We start from the raw sequence: 19324 nt of genomic DNA on the forward strand, positions 1-19324 counted from the left end.
TGGTCAGGTGTCACAAGCCCCACCGCGAATGTTTCAGCCTTCATTGCCCGGCAGCGGTACCGTCCTGGATCAGAATCGCTCTGGCGAGGTCTTCATCGCTGGCGTTCAGTCCGGGGTTGTCCTGACGGATCTGCTGCATGACCGACTCCAGATACACCCCACGAATCGCACCGCCACTGGCCACGAAGCTGGAGGCATCATCCCGGGCGGGGATCATGAGTTTGTCGTCCTTGAACGTCGAGTACAACGAAGCGGAAACCCCGGCCGAGGTGGCCACATCGCCCGCATCCACATCCGCGAAAGCCGAGCCGAAGGGTACGCACAACACGAGGGAAGAAATGATGATCAGACGGCGCATGACGGTGTCCTCTGAAAGCATGAAGCGTAATGGAAGTACCACATAATTTAGGATACGCGGGGGCCGTCAGGAGTTCCTTGCCGCACACACAATCACTTCAATGCGCGGGTTTGGATCCGCTCGGCTGATGGCATTCGCATGGATTGACCTGTTATTTCTGTCAGTAGTCGCCGTTTGCGTCGCATGTTATTCAACCTGAATGAACAGCCTTGGCGTGGACACCCACACTCCCGATCTCGCGGTCTTTGACCCGCGACGTCTGGCGGTGCGCGCAGTGGCTTACTGCCGTTCTGCGGCGGGACAACCGGCGCAGTCGCAGATCACCGGGCAGGTGTTTGATCCGTTGGGGCGGGAAGTGGCGCGCTTTGATCCGCGATTGGGGGCTGCGGGGCGTGGGCCGAATCGAACCTCCCTTCGCGGGTTGTCCGGCAACGAGTTACTGAACGTCAGCGTCGATTCAGGCTGGACCTTGTCGTTGTTGGGCCCGGCGGGTCAGATCCTGCAACGCTGGGACAGTCGCAGCACCGAGCAACGCGCCTATGACCAACACTTGCGCCCCATCGAGGTGACCGAACAACTTGAGGACCAAACACCGCGAGTGGTTGAACGCTTCCAGTACGGCGACCCCGGCGGCAACGCTCGCAATCAATGCGGGCAGCTGATCCGCCACGACGATCCGAGCACCACCCGGCACATGTCCGATTACAACCTGCGCGGCCTGCCGTTGCTGGAAAGCAGTCACTTTCTTGCATCACCCGATCCCGTGCACTGGCCGCTGGATATCGAAGCGCGCAATGCCTTGCTCGAACCCACACCCGGCTTCGACAGTCACTGGACCTACGACGCGCTGGGCGAGGTCGCGACGCAGACCGATGCCATGCTCAACCGCCGACGGTTCAGCCGCACCTGCGCCGGGCAATTGCGTGCGGTTTCCTTGCAGTGCCAGGGCGAGGCCGAGGTGACGCTGGTCAGCGAGATCCGCTACAACGCTGGCGGGCTGGTCGAGCAGGAAACGGCAGGCAACGGCGTGATCACCCGTGCCGAGTTCAGCCCGGAAGACGCGCGTCTGTTGCACTTGAGTGCCGGCCTGCCCAATCAACCGCCGCTGCAAAAGCTGCATTACACCTACGACCCGGTCGGCAATCCGCTGCGGATCGATGACCAGGCCAAAACCACCACCTATTTCAAAAACCAGCGCGTCGACCCCGTCAGCACCTGCACCTATGACAGCCTGTACCGGTTGATTTGCGCCACCGGCCGCGAGGTCTACCGCGCCGCCAACGACCCGAATGCGCTGGTCAACTACCGCGAAGAATACGATTACGACGCTGGCGGTAACCCGCTGGAGTTGCGGCACCTCGGCGCGCAACCGTACACCCGTCGTTGGGCGGTGGACGTGGGCAGCAACCGCCGGGTGATCGCGCATGATGGCGATCCACCGCCGGATTTCGCCCGCGAGTTCGACGGCAACGGTAATCAGCTTCACCTGCTGCGCGGGCAAACGCTGCGCTGGGATGCGCGCAATCAGTTGAGTCAGGTGTCGCCAGTCACCCGCGAAGACGGTTCGGACGACTGTGAATTCTATCGCTACGGCGGCGGTGGCAAACGCCTGCGCAAAGTGCGCTGCGAACTGACCTCACGCCGCACCTTGATCGCCGACGTCCGCTACCTGCCGGGTCTGGAAATCCACCGCACCGCCGATGGCGCCGAGCGGCATGTGCTGGACATCGAAGCCGGGCGCAACACGGTGCGGCTGCGGCATTGGGTCGGCTCACCGCCCTCCGGCGTGGACAACGATTATTTGAGTTACAGCGTCAGCGATCACCTCGGTTCTAGCCAGCTGGAACTGGACGAGCAGGGCGCGGTGATCAGTGACGAAGGCTATCTGCCGTTTGGTGGCCGGGCGTGGTGGGTGGCGCATCACGCCGCCAAGGCCTCGTACAAGACCAAGGGTTACTCGGGCAAGGAGCGTGACGCCACTGGTTTGTATTACTACGGTTATCGGTATTACGCAGCGTGGCAGCATGGCTGGCTCAATCCGGACCCTGCGGGGGAGGTGGACGGGGTGAATCGGTATGGGTTTGTCGGGAATTCGCCGCTGCGGTATTTCGATAGGGATGGGCTGGTGAAGAATGACGGGCAGCCCCTTGCTCCGTATTCCGACCAGTACTTGCTGCAAATCGCCAGAGAAATTGCGGAAGGTTTTGAACAAGGTGACCCTGCTGCAACCGATATCTTCACCGAGTTCGCCGCGTCCGAATTGGTGCCAGGGCTTTCCGAACGACTTGCTCTCGAGATCCCTGAACCTCCCCCAACGCCCGTCATGTTTTTGCCACTTTCTCCTACCCTAGCGATGGATTTGGCTCCGGCGTCACCGATGCTCGCAACCAGTCAAGCGGCGCCTTCCCTGAGTCAGACCGACGACCCTCGACCCTCGACGTCCGCCGTGGCATATGGGACCGGCACGGGTCAGGCGCGCGTCAGGAATACGCGGTTCAGGTGTCCTGAATGCCAAAAAACATATTCGCAGAGACATGCTTTGAAGGTTCATCAACGAATCCACACCGGAGAGAAGCCTTACCCGTGCGAGATTTGCGAGAAGCGTTTTTCGCAGAAAAATACTTTGACGAAACACATACAAATCCACACCGGAGAAAAGCCGTTAATCTGCTCGCAGTGCTTTCGAAGTTTTGCGCGCAGCAGTGATTTGACGAAACATGTACGAATCCATACCAACGAAAAGCCGTTCAGTTGCTCACAGTGCTCCTATAAATCTGCAGCCAGTTCTAACTTGGTGAGGCATGAACGAACCCACGCTGGAGAAAAGAACCACAGCTGCCCGATTTGCCAGAAGGGTTTTACGACTAACGATCGCTTGAAGCGCCATCTGCGACGCGCTCACACCGGGGGGTAGCCGTGCCGGTACTAATTAAGTTTGCCCTAAACGTCCAAATCACCGCGAAAACCGCCTCCGATACTCCCTCGGCGAACCCCCCAAATTGCGCTGAAACGTAAACCGCATCCGCTCCTCATCCCCAGCCCGCACCCCCCGGGCAATCTGCTCAATATTGCGCTCTGACTCTCCCAGCAACTGCCGGGCCGCTTCCAACCTCAGCACTTCAACCGCTTTGGCCGGGTTGCGACCGGTCTTGAGTTTGTAGACCCTGGCAAAGTTTCGCGGGACTCATTTGCACGTGTTGGGCCAGCACTTCAATCGTGAGGTTAGCGTGGCTGAGGTTCTGGGCGATCCACTCGTGATAATCCGGAACAATTGAATTGCCGAACAAGCCTGATTCCCTGGAGTATCCCGACGGCGCACGGTGGTAACGTTAGGTTTTCGAACCGTCGGGAGCATCGTCATGGAATTGGGCATATCGGGTCGCTGGGCGATTGTCTGCGCCGCCAGCAAGGGCTTGGGGCTGGCCTGTGCGCGAGCCTTGGCGAAGGAGGGCGTGAACCTGGTGATCAACGCCCGTGGCGACGAAACATTGCAAGCCGCCGCCACAGAATTACGTGGCCTGGCGCCGAGCATCGAAGTGCGCACGGTGGCCGGCGACATCAGCGAGCCGGCCGTCCGCGAACAAGTATTGGCGGCCTGCCCGCAGGTGGACATCCTGATCAATAACGCCGGAGGCCCGCCGCCGGGTGACTTCCGCGACTGGCAACGCGAAGACTGGTTGAAGGCGCTTGATGCCAACATGCTCACGCCCATCGAGCTGATCAAGGCCTGTGTCGATGGCATGGCGGAGCGCGGTTTTGGACGCGTCGTCAACATCACCTCCGGCGCGGTGAAGGCGCCGATCGATGTGCTGGGCCTGTCCAACGGCGCCCGCAGTGGCCTGACCGGTTTTATCGCCGGGCTCGCGCGGCAGTCGCGGCTGGCCGGGCACAACGTCACGATCAACAATCTGTTGCCAGGCCCGTTCGAGACCGAGCGCCTGCACAAAACCCTGAGCGCCGCCGCCGAGGCCAATGGTGCCAGCGTCGAGAGCATCAGCGCACAGCGGCGCAAAAACGTGCCGGCCCAGCGCTTTGGCCAGCCTGATGAGTTCGGGGCTTATTGCGCATTCATCTGCAGCGCCCACGCTGGTTTCCTGACAGGGCAAAATCTGTTGCTGGACGGCGGCAGTTATCCCGGCACGTTTTGATCGTTTAAAAGGAGCGCAGGGCAGGTGAGTGTCGATATCGAATGCGTGGTGGTCGGGGCCGGCGTGGTCGGGCTGGCGGTGGCCAGAACGTTGGCCCGCAGCGGGCGCGAAGTGATTCTGGTCGAAGCCGGCGAGGGCATTGGCGTGGGCATCAGTTCGCGCAATTCGGAAGTAATCCACGCCGGCATCTATTACCCGAGCGGCAGCCTCAAGGCGCAATTATGCGTGGAGGGCAAACAACGCCTTTACGCCTTTTGTGATGAGCGTGGCGTCGGTTATCAGCGACTGGGCAAGCTCATCGTCGCCACTGATGATGACCAGCGCGGGGCGTTGCAGAAGTTGTTGGAGCAGGGCATCCGCAATGGTGTCAATGACTTGCAATGGCTGGACGCCAACCAGGCCCGTGACCTGGAACCGGCGCTGTCCTGCGTCGCCGCGCTCTGGTCGCCTTCCACCGGGATTGTCGATTCCCATGCGCTGATGCTGGCGCTTCAGGCGGACGCCGAGGCCGCCGGGGCGTCGATGGCGTTTCATACGCCACTGATGTCAGCCCGATGCAGCGAACACGGTTTCGAATTGCAGATGGGCGGCGTCCAGCCGATGACCCTGAGCTGCCGCGAGTTGATCAATTGCGCCGGGTTGTCCGCCCCTGAGGTGGCGAGCCGCATTGAGGGGCTGTCGGCGCAGCACGTGCCAACGGCTCGTTTGTGCAAGGGCAGCTATTTCAGTTTCAGCGGCCGCGCGCCGTTCCGGCACCTGGTTTATCCGGCGCCGGAGAGTGCCGGGCTGGGGGTGCACATGACCCTCGATCTGGGTGGGCAGGCGCGTTTCGGACCGGATGTCGAGTGGGTCGATCACGTCGATTACCGCGTCGATCCGCGCCGTGCCGATGGTTTCTACGAGGCCATCCGGCGTTACTGGCCCGCCTTGTCCGATGACAGCCTGCAACCGGCCTACAGCGGCATCCGCCCGAAAATCACCGGCCCGACAGAGCCCGCCGCCGACTTCATCATTAGCGGCCCCGCCACGCATGGCGTGCCCGGACTGGTCAATCTGTTCGGCATCGAATCGCCGGGGCTGACCAGTTGCCTGGCGCTGGCCGAGCGTGTAACGCAGGCACTGGGCGACCGATGATCAGCGTTTGAGCTGCCACGCCTCACGAGGACTATGCTTTGCAGTGCGCCCATCGCAATGGGAGACCTCCAATGATTAACGTACGCACAGCCCGCATGCTGGCCGATTACAAACGCTGGGCCGATCAACGTCTCTTTGACAGCCTGGCCGATTTGCCACCGGGCGAGGTCAACAAAGAACGGGTCTCGGTGTTCAAGAACATGATTGGCACGCTGAACCACATCTACGTCGTGGACTGCATCTGGCAGGCCCACCTCGAAGGCCGGGGGCACGGCTTCAAGACTTCGCACGATCTGCTGCATCCCGAGCTCGCCGATCTGCGCATGGCACAAAAAGACATCGATCACTGGTACTGCGACTGGAGCGAACGCCAGACCGACGCCTCGCTGGATAAGCCCCTGGAGTTCACGTTCGTCTCGGGCGAAAGCGGCACCATGAGCGCCGGCGCGATGCTGCTGCACGTGGTCAATCACGCCAGTTATCACCGTGGCTGGGTGATTCAGATGTACTTCGACATTCCGGCCATGCCGCCGATGACGGACCTGCCGATCTTCCTGCGCGAGACCGATCCGGATTTCAATTCGCTCAACCCCCCGGCAGTGGCGCCGACATGTGTTGGGCAATTCGCGCGCGCAACCAACGTTCTGCCGGATCGTTATCGTTGACCCCGTTCCAGACCATCGACAGTTCGGACAGGTTGATGTCAAACGGTGGGTCGTCGGCGCGCAACTGGCTGCTGCCTTCGATCAGCGCACACGCGGCGTAATCCGGTACCGTGGCGAGCATGTCGGTGCCGGCCAGCAAGGCGCGCAGCCCGGCAAACTGCGGAACCGCCAACACCACGCGGCGTGAACGGCCGATGCGCGCCAGGTCATTGTCGATGGCCCCGGTCAGGTCCCCGGAAAACGACACCAGCGCGTGCGGCCGCTCGCAGTAATCATCCAGTGTCAGAACACCGGGCCGATTGTCGCCGCGCAAGATCTTCACGCTCAGGTCGCGCAGTTTTTTGCGCTTGGCGTTGGCCGGCAATTCGGTGGTGTAGCTGATCCCGACGGAAATTTCGCCGCTGGCGAGCATCGACGACATCAGCAGGAAATTCACCCGCCGCACCACCACCACGACGTTCTGCGCCTCTTCGCGGATCTGCTTGAGCAGCGGCGGAAACAGGCCGAACTCGGCGTCGTCGGACAGGCCGATGCGGAACACGTCGCGGCTGGTGGCCGGGTCGAAATCCTTGGCCCGGCTGACTGCGCCGGAAATGGTGTCCATCGCCGGCTGCAACTCTTTCAGAATCTGCAGCGCGCGCTGGGTCGGCTCCAGCACACGGCCGTTACGCACCAGCAGCGGGTCATCGAACAGATCACGCAACTTGGCCAGTGAAGCGCTGACGGCAGGCTGGCCAAGGAACAGCTTTTCCCCGGCCCGGGTCAGGTTCTTTTCGAACATCAGGGTTTCGAAAATCACCAGCAGGTTCATGTCCACGCGGCGCAGGTCATTGCGGTTCATGGCGGGGCTACTCGCAGGGGGCGGGGTCTTTCCAGTAAAGCACCAAACCTTTGCCAGCGAAGGCGTCCATGAGATCGCCATCGCCGGCAAGCCAGCTCCTACAGGTTTGGTGTGAACCCCCATAGCTGAACATCCCACGATTCTGTAGGCGCCAGGCTTGCCGGCGAAGGCGTTCATGAGATCGCCTTCGCCGGCAAGCCTGGCTCCTACAGAAGGATCGCGTTTGGCGGATGGGTATTCTGATCATCCCCCCTTGTTTATGGCTCAGTCAGCATCTTCCTGAACGTCTCCACCAACGGCCGCAAATTCACCCGATGCCACGCCGCCCACAGCGGCGTGGTAAATGAAATCCACGGCACCTCCCGCAGCACCACACCGGGCGGCGCATTGCGGCTCAAGCCTTTCTGAATCATCGCGATCCCCAGCCCCGACGCCACCAGCCCCAGCGCGGTGAACGGCTCAGTCGCCTCCATGCGGATGTCCGGGGTGAAACCGGCGCGGATGCAGGCGCTGATGAAGTCGTCGCGGCTCGCGCAGTTCTGGCGGTGTTGCACGCCGATCCATTCCTGATCGGCCAGATCTGTCGGGGTCAGTTCCGCTTGCAAGGCCAGTGGATGATGCTCGGGTAGCGCCAGCAGCATTGGGTCGTCCAGCACCTGAAAACCCAGCAGGTCCGGATCGTCGGCGACGGGCGGTTCGCTGACCAGTGCGATATCGAGACTACGCTGACGCAGGCCTTCGAGTTGTTCGGCGGAGCTGAGGTTGTACAGCGCGACGTGCACGTTCGGTCGGTCGACCCGCAGCACGCGCAGGGCATTGGGCAAGACGCCGGCGTGCATGGCGTTTTCGATGTAGCCGATGCACAGGCCGCCTTCTTCACCCCGACCCAGGCGTTTGCCGAGGGATTCCAGGCGATTGGCGTGGGTCAGCAGGGCGCGGGTTTCTGCGAGAAAGGTCTGGCCGTCGCGGGTCAGGCGGATGCGTTGCTGGCTGCGCTCGAACAGGGTCAGGCCCAGGCGTTCCTCAAGCTGGGCGATCTGCCGGCTCAGGGGCGATTGGGAAATATGCAGGCGTTCGGCGGCGCGACCGACGTGTTCTTCTTCGGCGACGGCGACGAAGTAGCGCAATTGGCGGATGTCGATCATGTCAGACCTATAGGGACTCAAGTGCTGCGCATTATGTCTTGGACGGTCCGATCCTCGCAATCTAGGATTGGCTCAACGGTAAAGCAAACACCGCTCTCTGTAGGAGCCAGCTTGCTGGCGATGGCGTCCTTTCAGGCACACCGCTTCGCTTCAATCGCCAGCAAGCCGGCTCCTACAGGTTTACGAGACATTCGAGAGGATTTTTTCATGAGCTTGAAAGACAAACTGCCCGGCGCGCTGGGTTTCGGTACCGCCCCATTGGGCAACATGTTCCGCGCCATCCCTGAAGAAGAAGCGCTGGCGACTGTGCACGCTGCCTGGAATGCCGGCGTGCGTTACTTCGACACCGCGCCGTTTTACGGTTCGGGCCTGTCGGAAATTCGCTTGGGCGCCGCGCTGTCCCAATACAACCGCGACGATTATGTGCTGAGCAGCAAGGTCGGGCGGGTGATTCTGGATGAAGTCGAAGACGCAGCCGCCCGTGATCTGGGTGAGAAGAGCGGCGTGTTCGAACACGGCCGCCCAAACAAGATCGTCAACGATTACAGCGCCGACGCGACGATGCGTTCCATCGAAGACAGCCTCAAGCGTCTGCAAACCGATCGTCTGGACATCGTTTGGGTCCACGACATCGCGCAGGACTTCTACGGTGATCAATGGCTGGAATACTTCAACCAGGCCCGCACCGGCGCGTTCAAAGTGCTGACCCGTTTGCGCGAAGAAGGCGTGATCAAGGGGTGGGGCCTGGGCGTGAACAAGGTCGAGCCGTGTGAGCTGACCCTGGATCTGACCGAAGCCCAGCCGGACGGTTTTCTGCTGGCGGGCCGCTACACGCTGCTTGATCACGACCGTGCCTTGCAACGCCTGATGGACGCCGCGCTGGCGCAGAACGTCGAGATCGTGGTCGGTGGTCCCTACAGCTCGGGGATTCTGGCCGGCGGTGCGCATTTCGAATACCAGAAGGCCAGCCCGGCGATCATCCATAAAGTCGAGCAGATCAAACGTATCGCGGCGGCTCACGGCGTCGACATCAAGGCCGCTGCATTGCAGTTCTCCCTCGCGAACCCGGCCGTTGCCGCCGTGATTCCAGGTTCCAGCCGTCCGGACCGGATTGCTGAAGATGTGGCTGCGTTGTCAGCCGTCATTCCCGCTGCATTCTGGCAAGCCATGCGCGACGCGAAACTGGTGTCCGAACGCGCTCCATTACCCCTCGCAGGAGTTTGAGCATGAAGATCGATCTGACTGGAAAACTCGCCATCGTCAGCGGCAGCACCGCCGGTATTGGCCTGGGCATCAGCAAGGCACTGGCCGAATCCGGTGCGACGGTGGTGGTGATCGGCCGCGAGACGGCCAAGGTCGAGCAAGCGCTGGCGAGCATCCGCCAGAGCGTGCCGGGCGCGCAACTGCGTGGCCTGACCGCGGACCTTGGCACCGCCGAAGGCGCCGAGCAATTGTTCGCCGCCGAACCACGAGCGGACATTCTGGTGAACAACCTCGGGATCTTTAACGAGGTGGATTTCTTCGACACGCCGGACAGCGAGTGGACGCGGTTCTATGAGGTCAACGTGATCTCCGGTGTGCGCCTGTCGCGGCATTACGTGCCGGACATGGTCAAGCAGGGCTGGGGCCGGGTGATTTTCCTGTCCTCGGAATCCGGGATTGCGATCCCGGCCGACATGCTTAACTACGGCGTGACCAAAAGCGCCAACCTCGCGGTGTCTCATGGCCTGGCCAAACGGCTGGCGGGCACGGGCGTGACGGTGAATGCGATCCTGCCAGGCCCGACGTTGACCGATGGTCTGGAGCAGATGCTCAAGGACGCCACGGCCGAATCGGGGCGCAGTGTGCGCGAAGAAGCCGATGCGTTCGTGCGCAAGGCTCGGCCGACGTCGATCATCCAGCGCGTGGCGGATGTCGAGGAAGTCGCCAACCTGGTGGCTTACATCGCTTCGCCGCTGTCATCGGCCACGACCGGTGCCGCCCTTCGAGTCGACGGCGGTGTCGTCGACAGCCTGGCGATCTGAATTTTTTGATTGAGGAGAGAGGACTACATGGCAACTGCATCAGCGTCTATCGACATCCCGGTTTCGGCCGACAAGGTTTGGCAATTGATCGGCGGTTTCAACTCGCTGCCGGACTGGCTGCCGTTCATTCCCAAAAGCGAACTGAGCGAAGGCGGGCGGGTGCGCAGTCTGCAAACCGCCGATGGCGCGGTAGTGGTGGAACGGCTTGAGTCGTTTGATAACGCCGGGAAGACGTATAGCTACTCGATATTGCAGGCGCCGTTTCCGGCGACGGATTACCTGGCGACGATCCGCGTTGAAGCGCAGGGCGAGGGCGCCCGAGTGACCTGGTCGGGGCGGTTTGCGCCGGTCGGTGTGACCGAAGATGAAGTGGCGGCGTTGTTTGCCGGAATTTACCAGGGTGGCCTCGAAGCCCTGCGGGCCAACTACCCTGTGTAAACCCGATCCCCTGTAGAAGCCAGCCTGCTGGCGATGGCGTCCGCAAGATCGCCATCGCCGGCAAGCCGGCTCCTACAGGTTTTGTGTTAACCCAACATCCCGAACATCCCCCAACCCTGTAGGAGCCAGGCTTGCCGGCGAAGGCGTCCGCAAGATCGCCATCGCCAGCAAGCCGGCTCCTACAGGTTTTGTGTTAACCCAACTCTCGAACATCCCCCCAATTCTGTAGGAGCCAGGCTTGCCGGCGAAGGCGTCCGCAAGATCGCCATCGCCAGCAAGCCGGCTCCTACAGGTTTTGTGTTAACCCAACATCCCGAACATCCCCCCAATTCTGTAGGAGCCAGGCTTGCCGGCGAAGGCGTCCGCAAGATCGCCATCGCCAGCAGGCTGGCTCCTACAGGTTTTGTGTTAACCCAACATCCCGAACATCCCCCAACCCTGTAGGAGCCAGGCTTGCCGGCGAAGGCGTCCGCAAGATCGCCATCGCCAGCAAGCCGGCTCCTACAGGTTTTGTGTTAACCCAACATCTCAAACATCCTCCAATTCTGTAGGAGCCAGCCTGCTGGCGATGGCGTCCGTGAAATCGCCATCGCCAGCAGGCTGGCTCCTACAAGGGGGGGGCTGTGTCTGTTCAGGGAAATCGCGTCAAGTTTGAGCAATCAGGCTCTGCCGGCAATCGAGCACCAACCGTGCGCCGCCCGATTCGCTGTCAGCCACTTCAAGCGTAAACCCATGCAGGCTGACAATCGCCGCGACGATCGACAAGCCCAGCCCGAAGCCGCTTTGCTGATTGCCGCCCTCGGCGCGATAGAAGCGCTGAAACACCGCCTCGCGCTCGGCCAGCGCAATGCCGGGGCCGGAGTCGAGCACTTCGATCCGCGTATGCCCACCTTCGTTGATCCCGCGCAAAATCACCTCGCCGCCCGGCGGCGTGAATTTGATCGAGTTGCTCAACAGGTTGGCCAGCGCCTCGAACAGCAACGCCCGGTCGCCGTTCAGCGGCGGCAGAGTGTCAGGCAATTGCAGCTTGAACGTCAGTTCGCCTTCTTCCGCCAACGGCAGATAAAAGTCGTGCAGCTCCTGCAACAACGGCACCGGATCCAACTGCACAAAACCGGAACGCCGCTGACGATCCTCCAGCTCGGAGATCCGCAGCAACCCGCGAAAACGCGCCATCAGCGTATCCGCTTCGGCGAGCACCGAATCGAGTTGTGTCGCTTCTGCCGACCCTTCGCCGGCCTGCTGCTGCATGCGGTACAACTGCGCCCGCAAGCGGGTCAGCGGCGTGCGCAAGTCGTGGGCGATGTTGTCGCACACGCCCTTGACCTCGTTCATCAAACGCTCGATGCGTTCGAGCATGGCGTTGACGATGGCGGCGAGCATGTCCAGCTCGTCGCGGCGATTGGACAGCGGCAAACGTCGGGTCAGGTCACCGGCAACAATCGCTTCGGCGCTGGCCTGAATCCCGCGAATGCGTCGCAACGGTCGACGGCGCAACAGGTGCCATCCGACGATGCCCGGCAAAATGGTCAGGGTCACACCCCAGAAAAGCGCGTGCAGAATGATGCGGGTCACGGCGAACAGCGAACCGTTGTCGCGCACCAGAATCAGCCAGCGACCGTCCCGTGTCTGGGTCGCCACGGCGTCGCAGCTGTCGGCGGGCAGCGTCGGGTCATCGGAGTCGGCGCAATCGCTGAGCATGTGAATCTTGCCGTCCAGCGGCAAACCTTTAGGAATGTGGCGCAGGGCACCGTTGAGGTATCGATGCTCGGCATCGAACAGGCCATAGGCGTCGATGCCGCGAATATCGAAAGTCATGCTGACAGCGAGGGCGTCCACCAATTGCTCGCCTGAAAAACGCGAGAACAAATGCTGACGTTGCATCAGCGAGTGCTTGGCCAGGTTGTCCAGGTAGGCGGACACCTCGTAATACATGACCCCCATGAGAATCCCGCTCCAGAGCACGAACAGCGAACTGTAGAGCGCCAGCAACCGGCTGCTGGAAGAGCGCCAGCCTTTAGAGGGGTTCGGCAATGACATAACCCGAGCCTCGCACGGTCCGAATCAATGGGACATTGCCGGGCGGGTCGATCTTCTTGCGCAGGCGGCCGATGTGCACGTCGATCAAGTTGGTGCCGGGGTCGAAGTGATAGCCCCAGACCTCTTCGAAAATCATCATCCGCGACAGAATCTGCCCGGTGTTGCGCATCAGGAATTCCAGCAACTTGTACTCGGTGGGCAACAGCGTCAGCAACTGGCCGTCGCGGCTGGCTTCGTGGCTGATCAGGTTCAGTTCCAGGTCCGCGACCCGCAGCGTGGTGGCCTGGGCGGTCACGGTGTTTTGCCGGCGCAGCAGCACTTCGACGCGGGCGGCCATTTCATCGGTGGCAAACGGTTTGGTCAGGTAATCGTCACCGCCGGCGCGCAAACCACGCACGCGTTCATCGACATCGGAGAGGGCGCTGATCATCAGAATCGGTGTCGCGACACCCATGGTCCGCAGCGTCGTGACGATCGCCAGGCCATCGAGCTCGGGCAACATGCGGTCGAGGGTGATCAAGTCATAGTTGCCATTGACCGCGCGCTCCAGACCTTCACGGCCATTGTCGACCCAATCCACGTCGAGGCCGTGGCTGCTCAGTTCGGCGACGATCTCCCGGGCGGTCACGGCGTCGTCTTCGATGGTCAAGATGCGGGTCATAGGGCGGACCTGATAGTCAGTTCAAGGCAAGTGTGTGGGCATTCTGCCAAGAAATGCCGGCGACTTTTTAAATTAACTTTCATGTGGCTCATGGAGCGGCCCGGAACATTGATATCATCTGGCCATAACCTTGAAAGGGAGTTCGACTGTGCGCACTTTGATTCGCCGTGGCGGGATGTCGATTGTTGTGTTGTTGCTGTGTGTCATCAGCGGGAGTGCCTTGGCGGGGAACACTCCGTGTTCGGGAAAGAAGGGCGGTATCGATCGTTGTGATGGCGACCTGTTCCTGTGTAATGACGGCTCTATCAGCGCCTCGAAGAAAAGTTGCTCGGCACGTTATGGCGATTCAAGCCAGGCTCGCCCGCAAACCTTAATGCAGAGCTCCGATGGCTGCACCTGCGGCTCAGGTTCGTTTTGCACCGGCCCACGAGGCGGGGTGTATTGCCTGACACCCAGCGGTAACAAGAGCTACAAACGCAAGTAGCTCATCTGCAATGCATAAAACCCGTTGCACCGGCCCGTTCCTTGCAAATTGCATGGGCATAAGAAGTTCAAATTTTATAGGTCACTGAAATATATCTATTTATTGAAATCGAGCGACTGGCACGTTGACTGCAATTCCTCACCTGACGAGTTGTAACAACATCTTTCCTGCTTGGAGCGACATAACAATGAATAAATCCTCCGATGGTTTCTATCCTGCTGCAGAAGAGTCAAGCACGCTGTCGGGTGTTTCCTGGGGGGCGATTTTCGCTGGGGCCGCTGCTGCGGCGGCGTTGTCGCTGATCCTGGTGTTGCTCGGTTTCGGGCTGGGCTTCTCGGCGGTTTCCCCATGGGCACATGAAGGCGTCAGCGCCAAGGGCCTGGGCATTTCAACGATCGTCTGGCTGGCCGTCACCCAAATCGTCGCTTCCGGGCTTGGTGGTTACATCGCCGGTCGCCTGCGGGTGAAATGGGCGAATATGCATGGCGATGAAGTCTACTTTCGCGACACGGCGCATGGCTTTTTGGCCTGGTGTGTGGCGACGCTGGTGACCGCGACGCTGGTCGTCGGCTCGGTTAGCGGCATTGTCAGCGGTGGTGTGCAAGCCGGGGCGAGTGTGGTCGGTGGTGCCGCAAGTGTGGCCACGCAAGCGGCGGGCACTGCCGCCGGAAATGCCGACAGCGATCAATACGGCTATTTCGTCGACAGCCTGTTCCGCGATGATCGTCCCGCAGCCATCAGCGATGACGCTGCGCGTGGCACCGTGACCCGCATCTTCGTTCGCTCGTTGAGCAACGACGGTCAACTGGCGGCCGAAGACCGCACGTATCTGGCGCAACTGGTGGCTCAACGGACCAACCTGACGCAAGCGGACGCTGAGCGTCGTGTCGACGAAGTCTATGCCCGCACGCAAAAAGCCGTCGCCGACGCCAAACTGGCGGCCCAACAAGCGGCAGACACGGCCGCCAAAGTCGTTGCGTGGACGTCGCTGTGGATGTTTATCGCGCTGCTGATCGGTGCGTTTTTCGCCAGCCTCGCCGCTACCTACGGCGGCCGTCGTCGGGATGCGGTGGTGTATCTGGAATCCGACGCTTATGTAACCACCGTACCTGTTCGCTAACCCTGGAGAATTATCATGCGCTCATTACTGCTGTTTTTTCTCGGTGTACCGATCCCGATCATCATCCTGATCGCGCTGTTCATGCATTGATCCGCTGAGGCTCATGCCTGCGCCGCTTCTGCCCTGGGCAGGAGCGGCGTTTTTATTTGGGCGGACTGGCTGTCAGATTGATGTGGAAGGCGGCAAGGCAGGCGCGACACAACTATCTATTCAATCGGTGTACTCACAAACGCCTCAAGCCCCTCGGCATAATCGGTAAACGCACTGATCAGCGGAAACTGCCAGGCATCCACCTGATCCGGCACCACCAGTCGGGTAAAGCTCCAGGCCACCGCCAATGTAATCCCGTCCTGATCAATCGAACCGTCAGTCTTCAACGGTCGCAGTTCCAGCTCCCGCTCCAGTGCCGAATACGCGGCCGCCAATTGCCCCTCGACCCGTTCCACCCACGGTTCGAACTGAATTTCCGCGGGCCGCAGGTTGCGTTCGTAATAAAGCTGCACCGACTTCTCGCAGGCTGCCAACGCCAGGCCGATCAAGCGCAACGAACGCAGGCGTTGGTTCAGGTCCTCTGGCATCAGGCTGTTACCCGGTCCGGCCAGTGCCTCCAGGTAATCGATGATCAACGTCGAGTCGATCAACACCTCGCCGTCATCCAGTACCAGCGTCGGCGCCTTGACCACCGGGTTGATCTGCTGGAACTGCTCGAAGTGCCGAAACACCGAAACCGACTGATGATCGAGGTCGATGCCCAGGCGTTTGGCGGAAATGGCAACGCGTCGCACGTAGGGCGAATCCAGCATGCCGATCAGCTTCATTGAACCTCTCCTCAAGATTTGCCATTTCGGGAGGACAACCTTAGCTGAGGTTCATTGCCCTGCAAATGTGCTCGGTAAACACCACCGTTGAGGCCATTTGTCTTCTATATACAGCCGCTCGGTTGAATTTCTTGCTATAAACGCACTCCGATAACCACCGTAAAGGCTGACATAGAGCACTTTCGGGGCTTTGTCGGACAAATTCGCTGTCTTTTCAGTTGCTGAGGCCTCAAGTCGGCCTTAGACTGCCGCCCCTCGTAAATTGAGTGCCGGGTGGCGCTTGGAATAAACGGCGCCTTTCCGATGGCCAGACCAGGTCCGCCGGAACGCTCCCTAATTCGCCTTAATGCACGTTTTTTTATAGAGATATCAATGACAAAGGACAAGTTGCTGGCCATGCCGGCGGATGACTACATGAATGCCGAGCAACATGCTTTTTTCTCTGAGCTGTTGCAGAACATGAAAGTCGAAACCCATGAGCGCATCGAACAGAACCGCATCGCCATCGAGAGCCTGGACACCCCGGCCGATCCGGCTGACGCAGCTTCTGTCGAAGAAGAGCGCACCTGGCTGGTGAACGCGATCGATCGCGACCAGCGCATGCTGCCTCAGTTGGAACAGGCGCTGGAGCGCATCAAGGAAGACAGCTTCGGCTGGTGCGACGACAGCGGCGAGGCCATTGGCCTGAAGCGTCTGCTGATCAGCCCGACCACCAAGTACTGCATCGAAGCGCAAGAGCGTCACGAACAGATCGACAAGCACCAGCGTCAGGCCTGATTTCGTAGCGCCCCGCATCGCGGGCAAGCCTCACTCCTGAAGGAGCAAGGCTTGCCCGCGATGCTTTTTTTCGTCTGCGAAAAACCTCGCGCACTTCTATTGATCTGCTGCAACGACCACTACTAATGGACCATGGATAATGGCCCTCTAGTGGCGTTTAATGCAGTCACAACAATTAGAAGACGCATGGGGTGACGAAGATGACGAGAGACGGATCTCTGGTTGGGGCATTGCCTGCACCAGTGTTTGCACCGAAGACCCGCTGGCTGACGCCGACGTTGCAAAGCATTGCCCTGATGCTCTTGCTGTGCGGCGTGGCGCTGGGTGGCTGGCCGCTTTACGTTGGCTTGCCGTTGGCCGTCCTGATTATCTGGCTACCTCGGCTACGTTCTCGTGCCATTCCCGAAGAACCATCTGCCGACAACTCCAGCGCCATCGCCGAACTGACTCGCGATCTTTCCTACACCACCAGTCATAACGCCTTGTCGGCCGCCGGCGTGGCCTTTTCGGTCAAGCAACTGGCTGACAAACTCCAATCGCAACTCGGTGCCGCGGCACAGATTGTCAGCAACGCTGAAGTGATGATCGCCACCGAACAAGCCACCTCGACACTCAGTCGAACGGCCCTCAGTGCCGCCAGCGAAGCGCATCAGAGCAGCGCGGCAGGGCGCACGGAGCTGGTCGAATCCATCACCCGCATGCATCAACTCAGTCAGCGCGCCAGCAACAGCCGTGAGCTGATCGAAGCCCTGAGCCTGCGCAGCGACGATATCCAGCGGGTCACGCTGGTGATCCAGTCCATTGCCAGCCAGACCAATCTGCTGGCATTGAACGCGGCCATCGAAGCAGCACGGGCCGGGGAGCACGGTCGCGGGTTCGCGGTGGTCGCCGACGAGGTTCGCGGCCTGGCCGCGCGCACAGCGACGGCGACCGGCGAAGTCGGCGAGATGGTTGCCGATATCCAGCAACGCACCGCGCAAGTGGTGGAGCAGATCCGGCAGCTGTCCAGCGACCTCGACATCGGTGTCCAGCAGGTCGAACACACCGGCCAGCACCTGGAAAACATTGCCCGCCTGGCGGCAGGCGTCGAAAGTCAGGTCGGCGATATTGCCAAGGGGGCCGACACCAACCGCGAACAACTCGACAGCCTGTTTCACGCCATCGAACAGATGCGCAGCGATCTGGCGATCAGCGATCAACAGACTCAGCGTCTGGCGCAAGCCGCGGTGCAAATGGAAGGTCAGGCCGAAACCATCAGCGAGCGTCTGGCCGAGGTCGGACTGGATGACTATCACCAGCGGATTTATGACCTGGCCCGCGAAGGCGCGCGTCAGATTACGGCACGCTTTGAGGCGGATATCGACCAGGGGCTTGTCAGTCTCGATGACTTGTTCGACCGCAGTTATCAGGCCATTCCTGACACCAGTCCGGCCAAGTACCAGACCCGTTTCGACCGCTACACCGATAAGGTTTTGCCGGCGATTCAGGAACCGTTGCTGCCGCGCCATGAAGGCCTGGTGTTTGCCATCGCCTGCACGCAGCAAGGTTATGTGCCGACCCATAACAAGGTTTTCAGTCAGCCACTGACCGGTGATGCGCAGGTCGATACGCTGCAAAACCGCACTAAACGCAAATTTGCCGACCGTACCGGGATTCGTTGTGGCAGCCATCAACAGGCTGTTTTGTTGCAAACCTATACGCGGGACACGGGGGAGTTGATGCACGATCTTTCGGTGCCGATCATGCTCAAGGGGCGGCATTGGGGTGGTTTGCGGTTGGGGTATAAGCCGCAGGGGGCTCGTTGATTGGTATTGTTTTAGGGGTGTGTGTATATCCGTTTCTGCGGTGATGGCTTCTATTGGTTCCGCTCTTACAGCGGGTCACTTTCGAAAAGCGCGAAAGTAACCAAAGCGCTTTTGCCCCTTTCGTTCGGTGCCTCGCTAGTGCTCGCCATGCCCTCGCTCCGGTCCTGCTCCGTGGGCCCGCCGCCATCGGCCATCCCTGGCCGGGGGCGGCTAACCCGGCATCCATGCCGGGTTGCCCACTGCGCAGAACCTCCACTCGGCCTCTCGAGGGGGCGACTACCGCCACAGCCGCCGAGGCGGCCTGAAAGCCGACCTGGCTCTTCAGCTGTCTGCGTTGTCCTTCTCTGATGAGTTCACTCATTCCCGATATGTACACCAATCCCCTGTAGGAGCCGGCTTGCTGGCGATGGCGGTGGGTCAGGCAATGAATGTGTTGGCTGGACGGCCGCTATCGCCAGCAAGCCGGCTCCTACACGGGATTGGGTTCACACGATTCAAAATTGTAGGAGCTGGCTTGCCAGCGATGGAGGTCAACGATAACGCGGGCTGTCTGAATGAACGCGTTGCCCCGACGCTTTTCGCCGGCAAGCCGGCTCCTACAGGGAATCTCATACGCTTTTGATTCCCACCACTCATCAGGCCGAGCGTTAGCTCGCCTTCAGCTTTTGATCTGAGCGCCCCCTCGAGAGGCCGAGTGGAGGTTCTGCGCAGTGGGCAACCCGGCATGGATGCCGGGTTAGCCGCCCCCGGCCATGGATGGCCGATGGCGGCGGGCCCACGGAGCAGGACCGGAGCGAGGGCATGGCGAGCATTAGCGAGCCACCGAACGAAAGGGGCAAGAGCCCTTGGTTACTTGGGGCTCTTCC

The 19324-nt window shown here is 60.7% G+C and carries 17 protein-coding genes and 1 pseudogene; 11 read left to right on the forward strand and 7 right to left on the reverse strand.

What is annotated here, in order from left to right; all coding sequences use genetic code 11:
* Positions 1–40: 40 nt before the first annotated feature.
* On the reverse strand, positions 41–358 hold the full coding sequence (locus tag IB254_RS12730) for a DUF2388 domain-containing protein (protein ID WP_192417512.1): 318 nt from the start codon (positions 356–358) through the stop codon (positions 41–43).
* A 214-nt stretch (positions 359–572) separates the two neighbouring features.
* Between IB254_RS12730 and IB254_RS12735 the strand changes: the two genes are divergently transcribed.
* Positions 573–3272: a C2H2-type zinc finger protein gene (locus IB254_RS12735; protein ID WP_318653015.1), complete on the forward strand. Its 2700-nt coding sequence runs from the start codon at positions 573–575 to the stop codon at positions 3270–3272.
* 39 nt (positions 3273–3311) lie between these two features.
* Here IB254_RS12735 and IB254_RS12740 read toward each other — a convergent pair.
* A pseudogene (locus tag IB254_RS12740) lies at positions 3312–3621 on the reverse strand (helix-turn-helix domain-containing protein); the annotation flags it as partial.
* Positions 3622–3717: 96 nt separating this feature from the next.
* On the opposite strand from IB254_RS12740, the gene IB254_RS12745 reads away from it, so the two are divergent.
* The 3 genes from IB254_RS12745 to IB254_RS12755 all read left to right on the forward strand — a co-directional run bounded on the left by IB254_RS12745 (position 3718) and on the right by IB254_RS12755 (position 6305).
* Positions 3718–4506: an SDR family oxidoreductase gene (locus tag IB254_RS12745; protein ID WP_008043517.1), complete on the forward strand. Its 789-nt coding sequence runs from the start codon at positions 3718–3720 to the stop codon at positions 4504–4506.
* 24 nt (positions 4507–4530) lie between these two features.
* Positions 4531–5640 carry an NAD(P)/FAD-dependent oxidoreductase gene (locus IB254_RS12750; RefSeq protein ID WP_192417514.1) on the forward strand — a complete coding sequence of 370 codons (1110 nt, stop codon included), beginning with the start codon at positions 4531–4533 and terminating at the stop codon, positions 5638–5640.
* Positions 5641–5711: 71 nt separating this feature from the next.
* Entirely contained in the window at positions 5712–6305 is a 594-nt protein-coding gene (locus tag IB254_RS12755; protein ID WP_192417515.1) for a DinB family protein, read from the forward strand.
* On the opposite strand, the gene IB254_RS12760 is transcribed toward IB254_RS12755, so the two are convergent.
* Positions 6226–7146, reverse strand: coding sequence for a LysR substrate-binding domain-containing protein (locus tag IB254_RS12760; protein WP_192417516.1), 921 nt, complete (start codon positions 7144–7146; stop codon positions 6226–6228). The two genes, IB254_RS12755 and IB254_RS12760, sit on opposite strands and share 80 nt — an antisense overlap.
* Before the next feature lie 257 nt (positions 7147–7403).
* A complete protein-coding gene (locus tag IB254_RS12765; protein WP_192417517.1) occupies positions 7404–8291 on the reverse strand; it encodes a LysR substrate-binding domain-containing protein in 888 nt (295 codons plus the stop codon).
* A 207-nt stretch (positions 8292–8498) separates the two neighbouring features.
* On the opposite strand from IB254_RS12765, the gene IB254_RS12770 reads away from it, so the two are divergent.
* From IB254_RS12770 to IB254_RS12780, 3 genes are read left to right on the forward strand one after another with little or no spacing between them, the layout of a single operon-like run.
* A complete protein-coding gene (locus IB254_RS12770) occupies positions 8499–9515 on the forward strand; it encodes an aldo/keto reductase (RefSeq protein ID WP_192417518.1) in 1017 nt (338 codons plus the stop codon).
* Positions 9516–9517: 2 nt separating this feature from the next.
* Positions 9518–10315, forward strand: a complete 798-nt coding sequence (locus IB254_RS12775; protein WP_192417519.1) for an SDR family NAD(P)-dependent oxidoreductase — start codon at positions 9518–9520, stop codon at positions 10313–10315.
* 27 nt (positions 10316–10342) lie between these two features.
* Complete coding sequence (locus IB254_RS12780) at positions 10343–10753, forward strand: SRPBCC family protein (protein WP_192417520.1); 411 nt, start codon at positions 10343–10345, stop codon at positions 10751–10753.
* Between the two features lie 645 nt (positions 10754–11398).
* Here IB254_RS12780 and IB254_RS12785 read toward each other — a convergent pair.
* Both IB254_RS12785 and IB254_RS12790 read right to left on the reverse strand, forming a co-directional pair.
* Positions 11399–12793: a sensor histidine kinase gene (locus tag IB254_RS12785; RefSeq protein ID WP_192417521.1), complete on the reverse strand. Its 1395-nt coding sequence runs from the start codon at positions 12791–12793 to the stop codon at positions 11399–11401.
* Entirely contained in the window at positions 12771–13454 is a 684-nt protein-coding gene (locus tag IB254_RS12790) for a response regulator transcription factor (protein WP_008028105.1), read from the reverse strand. The genes IB254_RS12785 and IB254_RS12790 overlap by 23 nt, the downstream gene beginning before the upstream one ends.
* A gap of 148 nt (positions 13455–13602) precedes the next feature.
* Here IB254_RS12790 and IB254_RS12795 point away from each other — a divergent pair, with 148 nt between their 5' ends.
* Both IB254_RS12795 and IB254_RS12800 read left to right on the forward strand, forming a co-directional pair.
* Positions 13603–13938: a hypothetical protein gene (locus tag IB254_RS12795; RefSeq protein WP_318653016.1), complete on the forward strand. Its 336-nt coding sequence runs from the start codon at positions 13603–13605 to the stop codon at positions 13936–13938.
* 187 nt (positions 13939–14125) lie between these two features.
* Positions 14126–15058: a hypothetical protein gene (locus IB254_RS12800; RefSeq protein ID WP_192417522.1), complete on the forward strand. Its 933-nt coding sequence runs from the start codon at positions 14126–14128 to the stop codon at positions 15056–15058.
* A gap of 206 nt (positions 15059–15264) precedes the next feature.
* Here IB254_RS12800 and IB254_RS12805 read toward each other — a convergent pair whose 3' ends face one another.
* On the reverse strand, positions 15265–15876 hold the full coding sequence (locus IB254_RS12805) for a glutathione S-transferase (RefSeq protein WP_008043540.1): 612 nt from the start codon (positions 15874–15876) through the stop codon (positions 15265–15267).
* A 372-nt stretch (positions 15877–16248) separates the two neighbouring features.
* On the opposite strand from IB254_RS12805, the gene IB254_RS12810 reads away from it, so the two are divergent.
* Positions 16249–16653 carry a TraR/DksA family transcriptional regulator gene (locus tag IB254_RS12810; RefSeq protein ID WP_007907888.1) on the forward strand — a complete coding sequence of 135 codons (405 nt, stop codon included), beginning with the start codon at positions 16249–16251 and terminating at the stop codon, positions 16651–16653.
* Positions 16654–17234: 581 nt separating this feature from the next.
* Complete coding sequence (locus IB254_RS12815) at positions 17235–18458, forward strand: methyl-accepting chemotaxis protein (RefSeq protein ID WP_225602348.1); 1224 nt, start codon at positions 17235–17237, stop codon at positions 18456–18458.
* Positions 18459–19324 lie beyond the last annotated feature (866 nt).

It is taken from the genome of Pseudomonas sp. PDM03 (assembly GCF_014852385.1).
GTDB classification, from domain to species: Bacteria; Pseudomonadota; Gammaproteobacteria; order Pseudomonadales; family Pseudomonadaceae; genus Aquipseudomonas; species Aquipseudomonas migulae.